Raw genomic sequence first — 20003 nt, forward strand, 5'->3', positions numbered from 1 at the left:
GCGTGCGGGCTGCCGCCAGGCAGTGACGCCCGATCACTTCCTGATGCGAAGCATCGAGCGCATTCCGGAAAGGAATTGCTCGTCGGTGCTGTTCCAGCGCGCGTTCGCCAGATGGTCGCTGTCCGGGCCGGCGGGAAAGCGCAGCTTCTCCGTCTGGTCGTTCGCCGCGGCGAACACGGCGATCGCGACCTGCTCCGGAACAGTCACGGCGCCCGCGTCCTTGAACTGGGCCATCAACTGACCGGCATAGCCTTGGTAAGGCGCAGAGATCAGGCCGCTCATGCGCTCCATGCCATTGGCGGTGAACGCGGTCCCCGGGCCGTAGCCGGGTTCGACGAGCCGCACGCGGATGCCGACCGAGTCGAGCTCATAGAACAGCGATTCGGTAAAGCCCTCGATGGCCCACTTGCTGGCAGCGTACGGCGCCACCATCGGCATGCCCGCGAAGCAAACGCTGGATGTCACGTTGATGATCGTCCCTGCGCCGCGCTCGCGCATGTGCGGAATGACGGCATGGGTCATGGCCATGGTTCCGAAGGTGTTCGTCTCGAAGACCTCGCGGATGGTCTGCCGGGGGGTGACCTCGAATGCCGAGAACAGGCCGATGCCGGCGTTGTTCACCAGGACATCGATCTTGCCGAAGGCGGCGATGCCGAGCCCGATGGCACGCTCGATGCTGGCATCGTCGGTCACGTCGAGCGGGAGCACGCGCAAGCGCTCGTGCCCTGACAGGCCGGGATCGGGGTGGCGCATCGTGGCGATGACATTCCAGCCCCGCTCGAGAAAGTGCTCCGCCGTCGCCTTGCCATAGCCTGAAGAGCAGCCTGTGATAAGCACGGTTTTCATGTTTCGATCCTTTGAAGTTAGACGACAGTCGATAGAAGCGATCGATGCTAGGCGCCTTGACCAAGACGATCAACGACGTTTAGTCTCTTGGTTATGCGAGATCGTCTAAATTCAGACCCGCTTGCCGCCATCGTCGCTTTGCTCCGTCCGCGAACCGTGTTGTCGAAGTTCGTCAGCGGAGCGGGCAGCTGGGCGGTGCAGTACCCCAACTACGGCCAGCCCAGTTTTGCCCTGATGCTGAAAGGGTCCTGCTGGCTCGCCCTGGAGTCCGCGGAACCCTTCCTGATGGAGGCGGGCGATTACGTCCTGCTCCCGGCCACGCCGGGCTTCCGGATGGGGAGCGACCTCGAAGCTTTGGCGCGGCCCACGATGCGCATCGCCGAAGCCAGCGCGGCCCGTGAGGTCCGGCACGGCACGCAGGGAGACGAGGCGGCCGTGCGAATGCTGGGAGGGTATTTCCTGTTCGACCCCACCAACGCACCTCTGCTCGTCGGCCTGCTGCCGACCGTCGTCCACATCAAGGCCGATGACCCGCGTGCAGAGCGGCTCACCTGGATTGCACGCTCCGTCGGCGACGAGAGCGCGACGCCACGGGCGGGCGGGGATGCCATCCTGACCCGGCTTGTCGAGGTCATGCTGATCGAGGCGCTGCGCTGGCGTTCCCCCGAAGAAGACGAGGTCGCGCCGCCCGCCGGCCTGCTCGCCGGGTTGGCGGATGCCCGCATGTCCAAGGCGCTGCGCCTCATTCATGAAGACATATCGCGCCGCTGGACGATCGAGAGCCTGGCCGACGAGATGGGAATGTCTCGGGCCGCGTTCGCTGCCCGCTTCATGCAGGTGCTCGGCGTGCCGCCGATGGAGTACGTCCTGCGTTGGCGCATGGCACTGGCCAAGGACATGCTGCGGCACGACGGACTCTCGCTCGGGGAAGTGGCGCATGGCGTCGGCTACCAATCGGCCAGCGCCTTCAGCGCCGCCTTCGGCCGTTCGGTTGGCGTGTCACCCGGCTCGTTTGCGCGCGCAGACCGCGCGGCCGCAGTCGGCAACGCGCCTGCCGCGATCGAGGATTCGCCGGCAACGCCAGAAACACAACGGAGCTTGAACCATGAATGAACGCCTCGACGCGCGGCCGGTCTCCGCGATCAACCTGAGCCGAAAGCTCAAGCTGAGCCAGATGCTGGTTTTCGCGCGGGTGCTCGACACCGGATCGTTCATCCGAGCCGCGAACGAGCTCGGATTGACCCAGCCCGCGATTTCGAAGGCGATCTTCGAGCTGGAATCGCTCTTCGATGAAGAGCTGTTCAACCGTTCCAATCGCGGCGTGACGCCGACCGAGTTCGGGCTGATGCTCGGTCGCCGCGTCCGTTCGCTGATCGCGGAGCTTCGTTTCATGACCGACGAGGTCCACGCGTTTCGCAAAGGCGACACCGGGCACCTCATCGTCGGGACCTTGATCGCGGCTTCGGCCGTGCTGCTTCCGAGAGCGATCGCGCAGATGCAGGAGGAGGCACCCGGCGTGCTCGTCACCATCCAGGAGGGGACCGCGGCGCAGTTGTTCCCCAGGCTCATGACGGGCGAGATCGACATCGTCGTCGGCCGGCTGCCCGAACGGGATTCGCAGCTCTACACCGCGCTGCCGATCCGGCACGAGGAACTCTATGGCGAGGAATTCAGCGTGGTCTGCAGCGCCGGCCATCTGCTCGCCGGAAGAGAAGATGTCGCGGTCGCCGAGCTCGCGGATGCCGCCTGGATCTTCCCGTTGCCCGAATCGCCCGCGCGAATGGCGGCCGAGAAGATGTTCCACGACGCCGGCATCCCGGTCCCGATGCCCAGGGTCGAATCGCTGTCGCTGCTCGCCAATCTCGGGCTCATGCTGCACAGTCACCTGCTCTCGTTCATGCCGCGCGCTGCGGCTTTGCAACTGATGAAGGCCGGCAGCCTGGCGATCCTTTCGATGCCCGCGATGCACAACGCGGGGCGCGTCGGCTTCTCCATCCGCGCAGACAAGGACCTGGCGCCCTCGTGCAAGCGCTTCCTCGTGTGCCTCCGGCGGGCTGCAGCCGACCTGACCCAGGTTGTCGACTGATGGCCCGCCTGCCTCACTCCCTGGGCGCTCCGACGGAAGGCAGGAAGGTCGGCACACGCAGCTGCACGCGATCTGTGGTGCGCGCGTAGTTGGGGCCGCCCAGCCGTCCGTAGGGCGCGAAGCGGTCCACATGAACGCGCATGCGGTCCTCGTCGAGCAGTTCATCCTTGAAGGCCATCGAAACGATCTCTCCGAAGACCAGCGTGCGATGCTCCGAGAACTCGATGGTCCTGAAAAGCTCGCATTCCCACGAAATCGGGGCCTCCGCGATCCTCGGCACCCGGACGATCTTGCTCGGCGCGAGGTCCAGGCCTACCACCTGCGGTTCGGACACGCGTGAGGGGTAGTCGGTGGCGCAGCGAGCCATGCGCTCCGCGATCGGCTCGTCCACCATGTTCACGACGAACTCCTTGCGCTCGAGGATGTTGACGAGCGTGTCCTTCCTTTCGCGCGGCCGATGGCTTTCCTCTCCGTACCGGTCGATCGCGATGACGAACAACGGAGGCTCCTCCCCCATGTAGTTGAACGCGCTGAAGGGTGCCGCATTGCACAGTCCGTCAGCGCCGAGCGAGGTCACCAGGGCGATCGGGCGCGGTCCGATGCTGCCGGTGATGAGCCAGTACTTCTGCATGTTGCCGAGGTGCGCCATCGAAACGTGCTTCATGGCTCAAACCCCGATGTAGCGCTGCCATAGCGCGGGGTCGGCCGAAAGCTGTTTCGACGAGCCCTGCCATGCGACCTGCCCGCGTTCCACGATCGTGTGCCGGTCCGCGATCTTGATCAGGCGGTCGACGTACTTGTCGATCACCAGCACGGTCTGCCCCGCCGCCCTCAGCAGCTCGAGGCAGCGCCAGATCTCTTCGCGAATGAGCGGTGCCAGCCCTTCGGTGGCCTCGTCCAAGATGAGCAGGCGCGGATTGGTCATCAGCGCGCGCCCGATCGCGAGCATCTGCTGCTCACCGCCCGAGAGCTGGTTGCCCATGTTCCTCTCGCGCTCGCGCAGCCGCGGGAAGATGGCGTAGATCCGGTCGAGCGTCCATCGGTCGCCGATCCCCGCCCGGGCACCGGCGCGCGCGAAGGCGACGAGGTTCTCGCGAACCGAGAGATTGGGGAAGATCTGCCGCCCCTCGGGCACGAGCGCGATGCCGAGCCGGCCCACCTTGTCCGCGGACAGCTTGTCGATGCGGTCGCCGAGAAAGCGCACCGCGCCGCCGCGGCAGGGCGTCAGGCCGAAGATGCTGCGCACCGTGGTCGTCTTGCCCATTCCGTTGCGCCCGAGCAGGGTGTGCATCTCGCCGGCCTCGATGTGGAGGGACATGCCGAAGAGCACCTGGCTGTCCCCGTAGAAGGTCTGCAGCGCTTCTACGTCGAGAATGTTGTTGCTCATGCCGTGACCTCCTCGCCGAGATAGGCTTTCTGAACCTCCGGGCTGACGCGGATCTCGTCGGGAGAGCCCGACGCGACCACGCGACCGTACACGAGGACCGAGATGCGGTCGGCCAGGCGGAACACGGCATCCATGTCGTGCTCCACGAGCAGCATGGTGACCTTGCCGCGCAGCGTTTCCAGCAGGGCGACCATCTCCTGCGACTCGTCGGGCCCCATGCCCGCCATCGGCTCGTCAAGCACCAGCAGCTTCGGGTTCGTTGCCAGGGCGATGCCGAGCTCGAGCTGCCGCTGCTGGCCATGCGCGATGCTGCCTGCCAGGTCGTCGGCGCTGCGGGCCAGGCCGATCTGCTCGAGCACCGAATGCGCCTGGTCGAAGATCTGACGCTCGCGGCGAGCTGGGCCGAAGAAGGAATAGCTTGATCCGCTGCGTGCCTGCACCGCCAGGGCCACGTTGTCGAGCACCGAAAAGTTCTTGAAGGTGTTGGTGATCTGGTAAGACCGGGCCAGGCCCATGCGCACCCGGTCGTGCATGGACGTGTGGGTGATGTCGCGGCCGTCGAAGGCGATGGTACCGGCGTTCGGGCGCAGGGAGCCCGAAATCTGGTGCAGCAATGTCGTCTTGCCCGCGCCGTTAGGGCCGATCAACGCATGGATCTCGCCGGCCTGGACAGTGAGGTTCGCATGGTCGGTCGCCACGAGGCCGCCGAAGCGCTTGACGAGGTTTTCGATCTTGAGCATGGCAGGTCCTTCGCTTCAAGTGGTCCGGCGGCGCGACAGAAGGCTGGCGACGCCGTTGCGCGAATAGATGACGATGCCGAGCAGCAGCAACCCGAGCGGCAGCTGCCAGTAGATGGTGTAGGTGGCGAGGATCTCTTCGAGCAGCAGCAGGATGAGCGCGCCGAGGACTCCGCCGTACACGTAGCCCACGCCGCCGACGATGACCATCACCATCAGGGCGCCCGATTGCGTCCAGTACATGAGGCTGGGGCTCACCATGCCGTTCTGGTTGGCGATCAATGCGCCGCCGAGGCCGGCGATCGCTCCAGCGATCACGAAGGCAATGAGCTTGTAGCGGAATACCGGGAAGCCGATCGCCTCCGTGCGCTGCTGGTTCTCCTTGGTCGCCTGCAGCACGCGGCCGAAGCGCGAGTTGACGAGCGCCTGGACGAAGGCCAGCACCAGGAGCAGCAGGCCCAGCACCACGTAGTAGAAGACCGTGTCCTGCGAAAGATCGAGTCCCGCGGTCAGCGACGAGCGCTGGCTCATGGCCAGGCCATCGTCGCCGCCATAGTCCGCCAGCGAGACGAACATGTAGTGGAGCATCTGCGCGAAGGCCAGCGTGATCATGATGAAGTACACGCCGTGCGTGCGAAGGCTGATGGCGCCGATGATCACCGCCGCCGATGCCGCCACCAGCATGGCCAGCGGCCAGGCAAGCCAGGCGGAGTGGAGGCCGTGGTGGGCGAGGATTCCCACTGCGTAGCCGCCGAGCCCGAAGAACGCCGCGTGCCCGAAGCACACCATCCCGCCGAACCCGATGAGAAGGTTCAGGCTGGTGGCGACGATGCCGAAGATCATGATGCGGGTCAGCACGCCGACATAGAAATCATGATTCAGCGCCGACGCTGCAAAGGGCAGGGCGACGGCAACGAGCAGCAGCCCGGCGGCCAGCGGAATGCGGACGGATTGATGAAGTGACATGGTGTCATCCCCTTGCAGGAAAGAGGCCGCGCGGCTTGAAGAAGAGAACGGCGGCCATCAGCACGTAGATCAGCATGGACGCCGCCGTGGGGCCCAGGCCCGATGCGACCGTGGGGGAGAAGAAGACGCCGAACAGCGCAGGCAATGCCGTGCGGCCCACCGTGTCGACGAGCCCCACCAGCATCGCGCCGACGAGCGCTCCCCGGATGGAGCCGATGCCGCCGATCACGACCACCACGAAGGCGAGGATCAGGATGCTTTCGCCCATGCCCACCTGGACCGAGAGCAGCGGGCCGAGCATCGCGCCGGCTAGGCCGCAGAGCATCGCGCCGAATCCGAAGACATAGGTGAAGAGTCGCTTGATATCCACGCCCATCGCAGTTGCCATCTCGCGATTGGATGCACCGGCGCGAACCCACATGCCGATTCGGGTGCGCGCGACGATCAGGTAGAGCCCGGTCGCGACCGCGATGCCGACGCCGATGACCAGCAGCCGGTACGCAGGGTACGAGACGCCGCCGCCCACGGCGACCGGCCCGGAGAGCATGTCGGGGATGTTCAGCTTGATCGGCTGCGGGCCCCAGATCAGCCGCACCACTTCATTGCTCACGAGAATGAGCGCGAAGGTGGCGAGCACCTGCGACAGGTGATCCCGCCGGTAGAGGGTTCGAAGCACCGAGACTTCGAGCAGCATGCCGATCGCGGCGGTGGACAGAAGCGCGACGGGCACGGCGACCAGGAACGAGCCGGTCGCCTGGACGAGGGTCGCGGTCAGGTAGGCGCCGAACATGTACAGCGAACCGTGCGCGAGATTGATCATGTCCATGATGCCGAACACGAGCGTCAATCCGGCTGCCAGCAGGAACAGCATGAGGCCGAACTGCAGTCCGTTGAGCGACGATTCGTACAACGCGCTCATGGTGCGTCGCTCCGCTTGGCGCTCGCGACCAGCTGGGACATCAGCTGCTCGGTCAGCTGGTCCGACAGGGCGTTGGTCAGCCGTCCGGATTCGTCGAATGCATCCGCCGCGCCCGCCACCAGGACCTCGTCCGCCAGCACCGTGGCGCCCATCTTGCTCAGGATGCCTCGCAGATGGGCCACCGAGCGCACGCCGCCGAAGGGGCCGGCCGACGCCGCCACCAGGCCCACTGTCTTGCCGCGAAAGAGCGCGAGGCCGTCGACGCCGTCAGCGCTGCGGGAACTCCAGTCGAGCGCGTTCTTCAGCAGGGCGGTGACCGACCCGTTGTGCTCCGGTGAAGCCACCAGGAGCGCCTGGTGCTCGGCCAGGAGCGTGCGAAACGTGTGTGCAGTCTCGGGCAATCCGGCCCGGGCTTCGTCATCGCCGTCGTAGATCGGCATGGGAAAGTCCCGCAGGTCGACGACGGTCACATCGGCGCCCATGGTCCGTCCGTGCCCGGCTGCCACCGCGGCGAGCTTCTTGTTGTAGGAGCCGGCACGCGCACTGCCGGCAAACGCGAGGATCTTGGGTTTCACGATCTGTTCCTCGTGCGCGTCAGAGCGGCTTCATCTTGCAGTCACCGGCATAGCTGTCGGTGTGTGCATCGATGATTCGCGAGAGGGTCTTGTTGGTGACGATGCCGTCGGCATCCTTCTGGATCTGGCGCAGGTAGAAGCTGTTGACCGGAAACTGATTGGTGTTGAACTTGAAGCTCCCGCGCGCCGACTCGAAGCGCGCTGCCGCCAAGGCCGCATGCAGTGCCGCCTTGTCTTCGACCTTGCCCTTGACGTCGCCGACCGCGCGATCGATGAGGCGGACGACGTCGTAGCCCTGGAAGGCATACATCGACGGCGTGCGCTTGTACTGGGCCCGAAAGGCCGCGACGAACTTCCTGTTGGCGGCGTTGTCGAGGTCCCAGGCCCAATGCGAGGCGTTGTACAGGCCGATCATCGGATCGCCGACGGCCTGGATGGTGTCCTCGTCGGCGGAATAGCCGGGTACGAAGTAGGGCACGTCCTTGCCGAGGCCCGAGGCGTTGAACTGCTTCAGGAAGTTCGTCCCCATCGAACCGGGCAGAAAGAAGAAGACGGCATCCGGCTTGGTGGCCCGGATCTGCGACAGCTCCGAAGCGAAGTCCAGCTCGCCGAGCTTGACGTACGACTCCTGCGCGATCTTTCCTTTGAAGTAGCGCTTGAAGCCGGCCAGGTTCTCGCGACCGCCTGCATAGTTGGGTGCCAGGATGAAGACGTTCTTGAATCCCTTCTCCGTCATGTACTTGGCCATGGCTTCGGCCTGTCCGTCGTTCTGCCACGCGAGGCCGAAGAAGTAGGGATTGCACTGTGCGCCCGCCAGCGAGGCGGGCCCGGCGGCGGCACTGACGTAGAAGGTCTTGGCGGCGAAGGTCGGCGCACCTACCGCGAGCATGACGTTGGAGTAGACAACGCCCGTCATGAAGTCCACCTTGTCGCGCTTGAGCATCCGGTCGACGATCTGCTTGCCGACGTCCGGGCTCGCCTGGTCATCGCCTTCGACGACTTCCACCGGCAGCCCGCCGATTTTGTCGCCGGTCTCCTTGAGAGCGAGGCGGAAGCCGTCCCGTATCTCGATGCCCAGGCCGGACAAGGGCCCGGAGAGCGTGCTGACGAAGCCGATCTTGATCTTGTCCGCAGCCTGTGCAGGGAAAGAAAGGGCAAGCAGGGCGGGTAGTGCCAGTGTTGCGAGTATTGCGAGCTTCATGGTGGGTTCCTGATGGACGAGTGGAGACCTGCGGAGCCGATCCGCAGCGCTTTTTTTACAAGGGAGCAGGGGGTGGCGGGGCGCCGTGCAGGCGGCGCGCAGCCTAGGCAGCCGGGGGCGGATCCGTGTATTCGATCTCGCCGCCGGGCAGGAAGAACAGCATCGTGACGGTGCCGCCCGTGACGGTCGGGAAATGCCGGCTGTCGGGTGGGAAGACCTTCCAGCCCGCGCCATGCCCGCAGAACTGGCCGGTGGCATCGACGGGGCCGATCATGTTGATCTCGCCGCGAGGATGCCGGTGGTAGTTGCCCAGCACGTTGCGAAGCCTGCCGCTCTCGATGGTGAAGCCGCGGGTCTGCGGGGAGGCTTCCGCGATGCGGCCGCGGCGGTAGTCGGGGCCGGTGATCTCGCTGTAGCAGGCCCACCCCTCGTCGATCCCCTCGTGCAGGAGCGTGAGCAGCGTGGCGTATCGCTCCGTGTGGGGACCGTAGTGGTCGTTGAGCCGCGACTCGAGTTCGGGGCCCAGGGGCTGGTCGCCGACGAAGGCCAGGAACTCGCAGGCCGCCTGCAGCATGGCGGCCTTGTGCGGGCCCTTGGGCAGGGCGGGCGTCCCGTGGCTGGCGGCGCTAAGTTCGTGTGAGTTCATCCTGGGCCTCTGCTTCATGACGGTTCGGCGCAAGCATAAGAGTCCGCCCGCGCCGGTGGTAATGAATGTTCGATCCGTGGATATTCCAAACACTCATGGCAAGGCTGCAGGGTGTCGAAGCGTCGCGGATGCTGCGCCGCGCCTCGGTCTCGCGGAAGCCGCCCGGTATGAGAGACGGTTATAGACGATCGTGAGAGATTGATTATCCAGCGCAGTGCTGCATGACTAAAGTCCCATCCAACGCGATCCACTCCAGCCGGATGGCGGTCACCAAGAGACCTTCACCATGCAAAAGACCCTGACACTGCCTGCCTCGCTCAGCCCGACATTAAACTATGTGAACGGCGAATTCGTCGCCACGGACAAGCGGTTCGTGAACAGATCACCGGTCCACGGCGAGGTGATCGCAGACGTCTGCGAGGCCGACGTCGCGCTGGTGGATCAGGCGGTGCGTGCGGCACGTGCCGCACTCGATGGTCCGTGGGGCACCTTCTCGCCGGCGGAGCGTGCCGCCATCCTGCAGCGCGTGGCCGACGGTATCGACCGCCGCTTCGACGACTTCATTGCTGCCGAGGTGGCCGACACCGGCCGCTTGGTCGAGCAGGCCAGAAGTCTCGACGTCTATCGGGGCGTGGCGAACTTCCGTACCTTCGCCGAGCTCGCGAAGGTCGCGGGTGGCGAGACCTTCGAGATGCGCACCCAGGAAGGCAACCTGATGAACTACACCGTGCGCAAGCCGCACGGCGTCATCGGCATCATCTCGCCGTGGAACCTGCCGCTGCTTCTGCTCACGTGGAAGGTCGCTCCGGCCCTGGCCTGCGGCAACTGCGTGGTCGTCAAGCCTTCGGAGGAAACGCCGTCTTCAGCGACGTTGCTGGCCGAGGTGATGCACGAAGCGGGCGTGCCGAAGGGTGTCTTCAACCTGTTGCATGGCTTCGGGCCGGATTCGGCGGGCGAGTTCCTCACGCGCCACCCCATGGTGGACGCCATCACCTTCACCGGCGAGTCGCGCACCGGCGAAACCATCATGAAGGTGGCGGCCGAAGGCGTGCGCGAAGTCTCGTTCGAGCTCGGGGGCAAGAACGCAGCGGTCGTCTTTGCCGACGCCGACTTCGAGGCGGCCGTCAGCGGCGTGTTGAAGTCGAGCTTCACGAACTCGGGCCAGGTCTGCCTGTGCTCCGAGCGCGTCTTCGTCGAGAGGCCGATCTTCGATCGCTTCGTGGCAGCGCTCAAGCAGAAGGTGGAGTCTCTCGTGATCGGGTATCCCGACGAGCCGGGTGTCGGCATGGGCTCCCTCATTTCGCAGGCGCATCGCCAGAAGGTGCTGTCGTACTTCGACCTCGCCGTGGAGGAGGGTGCCACGGTGGTCACCGGCGGCGGTGTCCCCTCGTTTGGGGACGCGCGGGACAAAGGCGCCTACGTGCTGCCGACCATCTGGACCGGGCTGCCTGACAGCGCGCGCTGCAATGTCGAGGAAGTCTTCGGCCCGGTGTGCCACATCTCGCCCTTCGACACGGAGGAAGAGGTGATCCGCCGTGTCAACGACAGCAAGTACGGGCTGGCCGCGAGCATCTGGACCACCAGCCTGAAACGCGCACACAACGTGTCCCGACGCCTTCACGTGGGCATCGCGTGGGTCAACACCTGGTTCACCCGCGACCTTCGCACCCCTTTCGGTGGCACGAAGCTTTCTGGCCTGGGGCGCGAAGGCGGACGCCATTCGCTCGACTTCTATTCCGAGATCAGCAACATCAGCATCCAACTCTAGGACCCACCATGAACGCCATCCAGAGCCAGGTCGTCGAAGGGAAGGCCAGGCCCCGCGGCCGCTTTCCGCACTTTCGCCGCGCGGGGGATTTCATCTTCGCCTCCGGCACCAGTTCGCGCCGCCCGGACAACAGCTTCGAGGGTGTCGAGGTCGATGCAATGGGTACCGCCTCGCTCGACATCCGCGCGCAGACCCGCGCCGTCATCCGGAACATCGAGGATGTGCTGCGAGCGGCCGGTGCATCCCTGTCCGATGTGGTCGAGGCCTGCGCCTACCTTGTGCACATGAACGATTTCGGTGGCTACAACGAGGTCTACGGCGAGTTCTTCGATGAGAGCGGACCGGCACGCACCACCGTCGCGGTGCACCAGCTTCCGCATCCGCATCTGCTGATCGAGATCAAGGTCGTCGCCTGGAAGCCGTTGGCTGGCGAAGCGAAGGCCTGAACCATTCCTGCACACGAGGACAACCCATGTACAAGTACGGACACCCTCTCAACTTCCAGCGCTGGATCGATGACAACGCCCACCTGCTGAAGCCGCCGGTGGGCAATCAGCAGATCTGGAAGGACAGCGATTTCCTGGTCACCGTCGTCGGCGGCCCGAACAAGCGAAGCGACTTCCATGACGATCCGATGGAGGAGTTCTTCTATCAGTTCAAGGGCAATGCGTACCTGCTGATGCTGGACCGCGGCAAGTACGACCGCGTCGACCTGAAGGAGGGCGACCTGTTCCTGATGGCGCCGCACGTGCTGCACTCGCCGCAGCGGCCCGAAGTCGGCAGCATGTGCCTGGTGGTCGAACGCCAGCGCCCCCCGAAAGACATCGATGCCTTCCAATGGAACTGCGCCCGTTGCTCCCACCTGGTGCAGCGCTACGACGTCCAGCTGCGAAGCATTGTCGCGGACCTGCCACCGACCTACGAGCGCTTCTATGCGTCGTCCGAGGCGGATCGCACCTGTCCGAGCTGCGGCCAGGTGCATCCGGGGCGCGATGCCGCGGCGTGGCATGAAGCCCTCACCAGCCATCACGCGCTGCAGAGCTCCCGTTGAAAGACGGTCTCATGAAAACTCCCAGGAAGATCGACATGCATGCGCACTACTTTCCGCGCCTCACGCGGGAAGAGGCGAAGGTGCTGAGTGCCCAGGCCGGGCCCTGGCTGCGCATCGATGCAGGCGGTGACCACGGTCAGATCATGCGCGGCGACGAGCCGTTCCGGCCGGTCGACCGCGTGCTGTGGGACGCCCACGCGCGCCTGGAGGACCTCGACCGGCAAGGCGTCGACATCCAGATCAGCTGTGCGACGCCAGTCATGTTCGGCTACGGCGCACAGCCGGCCATCGCTGCTGACTGGTGTGCACGGATGAACGACCATGCGCTGGAGTTCGCTGGCGCTGATTCCTCGCGGCTCAAGGTGCTGGCGCAAGTGCCGCTGCAGGATGTCGACCTGGCTTGCAAAGAGGCGACACGTGCCACGCGTGCCGGGCATGTGGGCGTCCAGATCGGCAACCACCTGGGCCACCGGGACATGGACGACGAGCAACTGGTGGCGTTCCTCACGCACTGCGCGCACGAAGGCATCGCCGTCCTGGTCCATCCGTGGGACATGATGGGCGAAGGGCGCATGAAAAAGTGGATGCTGCCCTGGCTGGTCGCCATGCCGGCGGAGACGCAACTGGGCATGCTTTCGCTGATCCTCTCGGGCGCCCTCGAGCGCATCCCGGCTTCGTTGAAGATCTGCTTTGCCCACGGCGGGGGTGCATTCGCGTTTCTGCTCGGACGGGTCGACAACGCCTGGAAGCACCGCGACATCGTCCGGGAGAACTGCCCGAAGCTGCCGTCCTCCTACGTCGACCGCCTCTTCGTCGACAGCGCGGTGTTCGACCGACGCTCGCTGCGCCTTCTGGTGGAGGTGCATGGCACGAACCGCATCCTTCTCGGTTCCGACTATCCGTTCCCTCTGGGCGAAGCCCGCATCGGAACGCTGATCGAGGAAGCCGATTTCCTTTCCGAAACGGACCGTTCCCGCATGCTCGCCGGCAACGCAGAAGCGTTCTTCTCGTTGTCTTCCGAGTACGCGAACGCGTGAACGCCTTCACCCACAGAGAACCCAAGTGAAACCTGAACAACTGGCCACAGCCGCGCGATCGCTGCGGGATGCCGCGGCATCCGGTCAATACCTGCCGCCGCTGCGCGAGACTTATGCGACGCTGGACGAGAAGTCCGCCTACGAGATCCAGCGTATCAACACCGAGCACCGGATCGCCGGCGGGCGTCGCATCGTGGGCCGCAAGATCGGGCTGACCGCGCGTGCCGTGCAGGCCCAGCTGGGCGTGGACCAGCCCGACTTCGGCGTGCTGTTCGACGACATGGGCTACGGCGACGGAGAACCCGTGCCGATGTCGGCGTTGCAGCAGCCGAAGATCGAGGCGGAGGTCGCCTTCGTGCTCGGGCGGGATCTGGACATGCCGTCGCCGACCCAGGTCGATGTGCTGCGTGCCATCGACCATGCGTTGCCGGCGATGGAAATCGTGGGCAGCCGCATTGCCGACTGGCGCATCAAGTTCGTCGACACCGTCGCGGACAACGCATCGTCGAGCGCCTATGTGCTCGGCGGTACGCCGCGACGCCTTTCAGATCTCGACCTGCGGCTGTGCGGCATGGTCATGACCCGTCGCGGCGAGCCCGTTTCCGTCGGGGCCGGTGCGGCTTGCCTGGGTCATCCGGTCAACGCCGTGGTCTGGCTCGCGAGGACCATGGCGTCGCTGGGCCAGCCCCTGCGCGCCGGGGACCTGGTGCTCTCCGGCGCCCTGGGCCCCATGGTTCCGGTGGTGCCGGGCGACATCTTCGAGACGCGGATCCATGGCCTGGGCGAGGTCAAGGCAGTCTTCGAATCGGCGAACAGCACCGGGGAACAAGCATGAACAAGATCCAGCAAGTCGCGGAACTGCTCGACGATGCGGCACGTGCTGCCCGGTCGGTGCAGCAGGTCGATTCCGACGGCCGGCTCTCGGTGGCGGATGCCTACGCGATCCAGGCCGCTGCGGTCGAGCGCCGCATCCAGCGCGGCGAGCGCCGTGTGGGCGTCAAGATGGGCTTCACGAGCCGCGCGAAGATGATCCAGATGGGCATCGATGACGTCATCTGGGGCCGCCTGTCGAGCGGGATGCAGGTCGAAGAGGGTTCGTCGGTCAAGCGCTCCCGCTTCATCCATCCGCGGGTGGAGCCGGAGATCGCTTTTGTGCTGAAGAAGGACCTTGCCGGCGACGTCACGGCGGCGGAAGCGTTGGCATCCATCGAGGCGGTGGCGCCTGCGCTGGAGATCATCGATTCGCGCTATCGCGAATTCAGGTTCAGCCTGACGGACGTCATCGCGGACAACGCTTCTTCCAGCGGGTTCGTCGTCGGTGCGTGGAGCGATCCGCGCAAGGACTTCAGCAACCTGGGCCTCACGATGAACATCGACGGCCGCACCGTCCAGGTCGGCTCGACGGCCGCGATTCTGGGCCATCCGCTTCGCTCGCTCGTCGCCGCGGCGCGCTTGTCCGCGGCGGCAGGCGAGCCGCTCCGGGCGGGGTGGACCGTCATGGCCGGAGGGGCGACGCCGGCCGAGTGGATCGAGGCAGGCCAGTACGTCTCCATCGAAGTGGAGCGGCTGGGCGTTGCCGGCTTTCATGTGGGCGAGTAGCCCCACGTCCCTGGCGCTCGAATCACCCCAACTGAAGGAATCACCGTGACAGAGAAACTGAAGGCCGCGATCATCGGCCCCGGCAACATCGGCACCGACCTGATGATCAAGGTCATGCGCAACAGCAAGTACCTGGAGATGGGCGCAATGGTCGGCGTGGATGCGGCGTCCGACGGCCTCGCGCGTGCGGCCCACCTCGGCGTCACCACCACCGCCGAAGGCCTGGACGGTCTGCTGAAGCTGGACGTCTTCGGCGACATCGACATCGTGTTCGATGCCACTTCTGCGAACGCGCACAAGCGGCACAACGACGCCCTGGCGCCGCATGGCATCCAGGTGATTGACCTGACGCCGGCGGCGATCGGGCCGTACGTCATTCCCGCCATCAACCTGGAGGCCGAGAAAGCCGGCAACATCAACATGGTGACATGCGGCGGGCAGGCCACCATCCCGATGGTCGCGGCGGTGTCGCAGGTTGCGAAAGTGCATTACGCCGAGATCGTGGCGTCGATTTCCAGCAGGAGCGCCGGACCGGGGACGCGCGCCAACATCGACGAGTTCACCGAGACCACCAAGGCGGCGATCGAAAAGCTGGGCGGCGCCGAACGCGGCAAGGCCATCATCGTGCTCAACCCTGCGGAGCCGCCGCTGATCATGCGCGACACCGTGTTCGTCCTCTCCGAACTGGCGGACCAGGCGGAAGTCGAGGAAAGCATCGCGAGGATGGTCGCCAAGGTCCAGGCCTACGTGCCCGGCTACCGCTTGAAGCAGCGGGTGCAATTCGACATCGTTCCTGCGGACCGCCCGCTCAACGTGCCGAAGCTCGGCCCCCGTCACGGCCTGAAGACCTCCATCTTCCTGGAGGTGGAAGGTGCCGCCCACTACCTGCCGTCCTACGCCGGCAACCTCGACATCATGACCTCGGCCGCGCTGGCCTGCGGCGACATGATGGCCCAAAGACGCATCGCCGGCGGGACCGCCCGCGGCTTGAAGGAGAAGGCATGAGCGAGAACAGCGATCAGCGTGCCGGCATGAAGAAGCTCTACATCAGCGACGTGACGCTGCGCGACGGCAGCCACGCAATCCGCCACCAGTACAGCATTGCGCATGTGAAGGCGATCTCGGCCGCGCTGGACACGGCGGGGGTCGACAGCATCGAGGTCGCCCATGGCGATGGGCTGGAGGGCTCGAGCTTCAACTACGGTTTCGGCGCCCATACGGATGTCGAATGGATCTCGGCCGTGGCCGGGACCGTGAGCAACGCGAAGGTCGCGACGCTTCTGCTACCAGGCATCGGGACCACGCACGATCTTCGCAACGCCTTCGATGCCGGGGCCAGGGTGGTTCGCGTCGCGACCCATTGCACGGAGGCCGACGTGTCGCGCCAGCACCTGGAGTACGCGCGCCATCTCGGCATGGACCCCGTCGGCTTCCTGATGATGAGCCACATGACGACGCCACGAAAGCTGGCGCAGCAGGCGCTGCTCATGGAAAGCTATGGCGCGACCTGTGTCTATGTCGTCGACTCCGGCGGTGCGCTGGGGATGGGCGACGTGCGCGATCGCTTTCGCGCATTCAAGGACGTGCTGAAGCCCGAGACGCAGACCGGCATTCACGCGCACCACAACCTCAGCCTCGGTGTCGCGAACTCCATGGTCGCGGTGGAGGAGGGTTGCGATCGCATCGATGCCAGCCTGACCGGGATGGGAGCTGGCGCCGGCAATGCGCCGCTCGAAGTGTTCATTGCCGCGGCAGATCGGCAAGGGTGGAACCACGGTACGGACCTGTACATGCTCATGGACGCGGCCGACGACCTGGTGCGCCCGCTTCAGGATCGACCGGTGCGCGTCGACCGCGAAACCCTTGCGCTTGGTTACGCCGGCGTGTATTCGAGTTTCCTGCGGCATGCAGAAGCCGCGGCCGGGAAGTACGGGCTAAAGACGGTCGATATCCTCGTTGAGCTGGGTGCTCGGAAGATGGTGGGTGGTCAGGAGGACATGATCGTCGACGTGGCACTCGATCTCCTGAAGTCCGCGTCTGCAGCCAATAAGCCCGAACTTGTCTGAGGTAGTTCCATGACCCCCCCCTCACGGCTCGGCATCCAACGCGTTCATCGGCCAAACTTAACCTGCTTCCTCGGCGACTTGTCGACCGGGACCGGCGCGATCCCTGTCGCGACCACTTGATCAACCCGGGACGCTGCACCTCTTCGGCGACAACGCCTGCGACAGCCTGTCCTGAGCATCGCTCAACCAATTGGTCGAAGGCGGCGACTGGGTCGCGTGCGCAAGGGCGTTGTGCGCACATGGCCTGCCGCCTGCGCGGCCGGACCCGAATGGCTCGGACATCGTTCTGATCGGAGAGAAGCGCTATCAGTTCGCCGACGACGTCACGAATGCGCTGCTCGCAGCCGCTGCCCGCTAGGCAAGTGCGAGAATTCGGACAGTCGTGATGAGGTTCCGGTTCTAGGCCGCATGCAGCTGGCCACGACCTGCCGGCCCCATTGCCCCACCACTGCGCGCACTACAGCGGACGGAAATACTGCGCCGAAGCGGCCGTTGAATCCTCGCTGCACCTGTGCGCGGCGGAACTGTGAAAAAGCGAGCGGTGCAACTTTGAAGACGACACCCGCAAGCTGTTGATTTTGCTGGGTTAGCAAGTGCGGCAACCTTGGAGGAACTCACGAAATGAGTTCGTTCAAAGTTAGGCCGGAATTCCATCAAATTAAGGGCCTAACTTTGACGGCGGCGCGCGCAAGTCGCTGATTCGATGAGAAAAATCGGCCTTTTAGGTTGCTTGGACGTCTCCGTGCCCTGGAGCGACGGCAAAGACCGGACGTGGCAGGGCAGGGGAGGGCGGAGAAGGGGCGGGAGCGCACCGCGGTCACGTCAAAGCGCGTGCGCACTGACAGAGCGACGATCGACAATCGCAGCCAGCCGTTTCCGGCCTCCAGCGGACATAGCGCGGACTCCGTGTAGCGCGCCAAAAGCAGACGTCTAGACCCAAAAAGTGTGGGCGGGGGACAACCTGCGTCGCGGCTAGACTTTCGCGTAGTCCAGGCGGCCACTCGCCTGGCGCATGAAAGTCGTCCGCCCTGGGGTGCGGCTTGCCCTCAGACATCAGAGCCAGCTGAAAGGGGACCCGTGGACCTGCGGGATTTGAGGTACTTCGAAGTCATTGCCGAGCTCGAGCACATGGGCCGCGCCGCCGAGCGCCTGCACAAGACCCAACCAGCCCTGACGAGCTGCGTGCGGCGGCTAGAGGAGGCGTATGGCGCGACGCTGTTCGAAAAGACCGGACGTGGCATCCGACTGACTACTGCGGGGCGAGCGCTACTAAGGTGGGCCCAGCGGACCCGATTCGACGTCGAAAGTGCTCGCCGCGAGATTGGCGACATCGGCCAAGGGCTCTCCGGCCAGGTCAAGCTTGGCATCGTCCCCACCGCGGCGCAGTTCCTGTTGCCACCGGCGGCACGGGACCTTCTAAAAGAGGCGCCTGGCGTGACGGTCCGAACGACGGTGGCGCTGGGCGACGTCCTTGCCCCGCTTCTGCGCAGTGGTGACATCGACCTCCTCGTTGGAACAGAAGGCCCGAGCGAACCGGGCTTCACCACTCGCCTGTTGGCAGAGGACCAGATTGTCGTAGCCGCTATTGCAAGCCACGAACTGTTCTCGAAGACAAAAGTCTCGCTCCGGGACCTCACGGACTACAAGTGGGTCTTGCAGCCGCAAGGAGCCCCCATCCGCGACTGGCTGGACCAAACCTTCGACCGGCATCACCTGCCGCGTCCCGTCGTCCAAGTGGAAAGCACGATGCTGCTGATGCTGCCCACGTTGATTGGCGAGACGGGCCTGTTGAGCTTCATCTCTCGCCTGCATTTGCAGGAGGGCAGTTCGGGGGCGAGGTTGCGCGAGGTGAAGCTGCGCGGCACCACTATGCGGCGTCGCATGGTGGTGACGTTTCGGGAAAGCGGCTACGTCTCGCCAGCCGCGCAGCGGCTGATTGCACTGCTGGCCAAGCACGCCCGGCTGCCTGCGGCCGAATAGGCAAAGTCAAATTTATTGATTCCAAGAAAACTTCGATTGGACCTGAAGGAGCGGCCAGCGAATACTTGAACTCCATAGAGGTGCGATTTTGAACGCACACACAATTCCGGAGACATCAAGTTGAACTCGTTCCGTAACGTTCGCGCTCTGGGCACCCTTGCCATCACCGGCAGCGTGCTGGCCCTTGCCCTTACCTCAGGGGCAGTCGCCGCAGAGACATATCCGGCCCGCCCCATCAAGCTCATTGTTCCGTTTCCTCCGGGCGGGGGGCCTGACCTGATTGCTCGAGAAGTGGCCACTACGGTCACAACGCAGCAGGGTTGGACCATCATCATCGACAACAAGCCTGGGTCTGGCGGGAACATCGGCATGGATGCAGCCGCCAAGGCGACTCCCGACGGCTACACGCTCGTGATGGGGCAGACGTCGAACATGGCCATCAATCCTTCGCTGTATGCCAAGCTGCCCTACAACCCGCAGAAGGACCTGACTCCCGTTGGGTTGGTCGCCAGCGCCCCGCTGGTCGTCGCGGTGGCCAGCAACTCGCCGTACAAGACGCTCGCGGACCTCATGAACGCAGCCAAGGCAAATCCGGAGGGCATCAACTACGCGAGCTCCGGAAGCGGCACGGTCGCTCACTTGGCGACGGAACAACTCCAACGCATCGCCAACGTCAAGTTGACGCACGTCCCCTACAAGGGCGCGTCGCAGGGCGTGACTGACCTGATTGGCGGCCAGATTCAGATGTACATCTCGTCGGTGGTCACGCTGAGCGGCCACATCAAGAACGGGAAGATGCGCGCGCTCGCCGTGACGTCTGCCAAGCGTTCTGCCGACCTGCCGAACGTCCCGACGGTAGCGGAGGCGGGGTACAAGGGCTTCGAGGCAGTGACCTGGTTCGGCATCGCCGCGCCGGCCGGCGTGTCCAAGGACGCTGTCAGCAAGCTCAACGCCGCGTTCAACAAGGCACTCGAGACCCCCGACGTCAGGAAGAAGCTCACCGAGCAGGGTGCCGACGTACTGGGCGGAACCCCCGAGCAGTTCGCCACCTTGGTGCGCGACGAGACGGGCCGCTGGGCCAAGGTCGTCAAGGAATCCGGCGCGAAGGTCGACTGACCTTCTTCTCTTCCCTCCCGAGT

At 65.0% G+C, this 20003-nt stretch carries 21 protein-coding genes; 12 read left to right on the forward strand and 9 right to left on the reverse strand.

The window, feature by feature from the left end; genetic code table 11:
* Positions 1 to 33: 33 nt before the first annotated feature.
* Positions 34 to 846 (reverse strand): SDR family oxidoreductase, encoded by an 813-nt coding sequence (locus AC3A6X_RS29465; protein WP_487845488.1) that lies wholly within the window; start codon positions 844 to 846, stop codon positions 34 to 36.
* A 93-nt stretch (positions 847 to 939) separates the two neighbouring features.
* Between AC3A6X_RS29465 and AC3A6X_RS29470 the strand changes: the two genes are divergently transcribed.
* Positions 940 to 1959: an AraC family transcriptional regulator gene (locus AC3A6X_RS29470; protein ID WP_487845578.1), complete on the forward strand. Its 1020-nt coding sequence runs from the start codon at positions 940 to 942 to the stop codon at positions 1957 to 1959.
* Positions 1952 to 2932, forward strand: a complete 981-nt coding sequence (locus AC3A6X_RS29475) for a LysR substrate-binding domain-containing protein (RefSeq protein ID WP_487845489.1) — start codon at positions 1952 to 1954, stop codon at positions 2930 to 2932. The genes AC3A6X_RS29470 and AC3A6X_RS29475 overlap by 8 nt, the downstream gene beginning before the upstream one ends.
* Before the next feature lie 13 nt (positions 2933 to 2945).
* On the opposite strand, the gene AC3A6X_RS29480 is transcribed toward AC3A6X_RS29475, so the two are convergent.
* The 8 genes from AC3A6X_RS29480 to AC3A6X_RS29515 all read right to left on the reverse strand — a co-directional run bounded on the left by AC3A6X_RS29480 (position 2946) and on the right by AC3A6X_RS29515 (position 9363).
* Positions 2946 to 3596, reverse strand: a complete 651-nt coding sequence (locus AC3A6X_RS29480; RefSeq protein ID WP_487845490.1) for a flavin reductase family protein — start codon at positions 3594 to 3596, stop codon at positions 2946 to 2948.
* A 3-nt stretch (positions 3597 to 3599) separates the two neighbouring features.
* The gene (locus AC3A6X_RS29485) at positions 3600 to 4319 is read right to left on the reverse strand and encodes an ABC transporter ATP-binding protein (RefSeq protein ID WP_487845491.1); all 720 of its coding nucleotides are present in this window, start codon (positions 4317 to 4319) and stop codon (positions 3600 to 3602) included.
* Entirely contained in the window at positions 4316 to 5059 is a 744-nt protein-coding gene (locus AC3A6X_RS29490; RefSeq protein WP_487845492.1) for an ABC transporter ATP-binding protein, read from the reverse strand. The genes AC3A6X_RS29485 and AC3A6X_RS29490 overlap by 4 nt, the downstream gene beginning before the upstream one ends.
* 15 nt (positions 5060 to 5074) lie before the next feature.
* Positions 5075 to 6022: a branched-chain amino acid ABC transporter permease gene (locus tag AC3A6X_RS29495; RefSeq protein WP_487845493.1), complete on the reverse strand. Its 948-nt coding sequence runs from the start codon at positions 6020 to 6022 to the stop codon at positions 5075 to 5077.
* 4 nt (positions 6023 to 6026) lie between these two features.
* Positions 6027 to 6941 carry a branched-chain amino acid ABC transporter permease gene (locus AC3A6X_RS29500; protein WP_487845494.1) on the reverse strand — a complete coding sequence of 305 codons (915 nt, stop codon included), beginning with the start codon at positions 6939 to 6941 and terminating at the stop codon, positions 6027 to 6029.
* The gene (locus tag AC3A6X_RS29505) at positions 6938 to 7516 is read right to left on the reverse strand and encodes an NADPH-dependent FMN reductase (protein WP_487845495.1); all 579 of its coding nucleotides are present in this window, start codon (positions 7514 to 7516) and stop codon (positions 6938 to 6940) included. The genes AC3A6X_RS29500 and AC3A6X_RS29505 overlap by 4 nt, the downstream gene beginning before the upstream one ends.
* Positions 7517 to 7535: 19 nt before the next feature.
* Positions 7536 to 8717, reverse strand: a complete 1182-nt coding sequence (locus AC3A6X_RS29510) for an ABC transporter substrate-binding protein (protein WP_487845496.1) — start codon at positions 8715 to 8717, stop codon at positions 7536 to 7538.
* A 103-nt stretch (positions 8718 to 8820) separates the two neighbouring features.
* Positions 8821 to 9363, reverse strand: coding sequence for a 4-hydroxylaminobenzoate lyase (locus tag AC3A6X_RS29515; RefSeq protein WP_487845497.1), 543 nt, complete (start codon positions 9361 to 9363; stop codon positions 8821 to 8823).
* 286 nt (positions 9364 to 9649) lie between these two features.
* Here AC3A6X_RS29515 and AC3A6X_RS29520 point away from each other — a divergent pair, with 286 nt between their 5' ends.
* The 10 genes from AC3A6X_RS29520 (at position 9650) to AC3A6X_RS29565 (ending at position 19980) form a co-directional block, all read left to right on the forward strand.
* On the forward strand, positions 9650 to 11131 hold the full coding sequence (locus tag AC3A6X_RS29520) for a 2-hydroxymuconic semialdehyde dehydrogenase (protein ID WP_487845498.1): 1482 nt from the start codon (positions 9650 to 9652) through the stop codon (positions 11129 to 11131).
* Positions 11132 to 11139: 8 nt separating this feature from the next.
* Positions 11140 to 11577: a RidA family protein gene (locus tag AC3A6X_RS29525; protein ID WP_487845499.1), complete on the forward strand. Its 438-nt coding sequence runs from the start codon at positions 11140 to 11142 to the stop codon at positions 11575 to 11577.
* Positions 11578 to 11603: 26 nt separating this feature from the next.
* Entirely contained in the window at positions 11604 to 12182 is a 579-nt protein-coding gene (locus tag AC3A6X_RS29530; protein ID WP_487845500.1) for a 3-hydroxyanthranilate 3,4-dioxygenase, read from the forward strand.
* 11 nt (positions 12183 to 12193) lie between these two features.
* Entirely contained in the window at positions 12194 to 13219 is a 1026-nt protein-coding gene (locus AC3A6X_RS29535; RefSeq protein ID WP_487845501.1) for an amidohydrolase family protein, read from the forward strand.
* A gap of 25 nt (positions 13220 to 13244) precedes the next feature.
* A complete protein-coding gene (gene mhpD, locus AC3A6X_RS29540; RefSeq protein WP_487845502.1) occupies positions 13245 to 14054 on the forward strand; it encodes a 2-keto-4-pentenoate hydratase in 810 nt (269 codons plus the stop codon).
* Positions 14051 to 14818, forward strand: coding sequence for a 2-keto-4-pentenoate hydratase (locus tag AC3A6X_RS29545; RefSeq protein ID WP_487845503.1), 768 nt, complete (start codon positions 14051 to 14053; stop codon positions 14816 to 14818). Before mhpD ends, AC3A6X_RS29545 begins: the two co-directional genes overlap by 4 nt.
* 45 nt (positions 14819 to 14863) lie before the next feature.
* Entirely contained in the window at positions 14864 to 15823 is a 960-nt protein-coding gene (locus AC3A6X_RS29550; protein ID WP_487845504.1) for an acetaldehyde dehydrogenase (acetylating), read from the forward strand.
* Positions 15820 to 16884 carry a 4-hydroxy-2-oxovalerate aldolase gene (gene dmpG, locus AC3A6X_RS29555; protein ID WP_487845505.1) on the forward strand — a complete coding sequence of 355 codons (1065 nt, stop codon included), beginning with the start codon at positions 15820 to 15822 and terminating at the stop codon, positions 16882 to 16884. The genes AC3A6X_RS29550 and dmpG overlap by 4 nt, the downstream gene beginning before the upstream one ends.
* A gap of 1077 nt (positions 16885 to 17961) precedes the next feature.
* A complete protein-coding gene (locus AC3A6X_RS29560; protein WP_487845506.1) occupies positions 17962 to 18864 on the forward strand; it encodes a LysR family transcriptional regulator in 903 nt (300 codons plus the stop codon).
* 147 nt (positions 18865 to 19011) lie between these two features.
* Positions 19012 to 19980, forward strand: coding sequence for a Bug family tripartite tricarboxylate transporter substrate binding protein (locus AC3A6X_RS29565; protein ID WP_487845579.1), 969 nt, complete (start codon positions 19012 to 19014; stop codon positions 19978 to 19980).
* The last annotated feature ends 23 nt before the right edge of the window (positions 19981 to 20003 follow it).

The organism is Variovorax sp. Soil_C_12, from assembly GCF_057657375.1.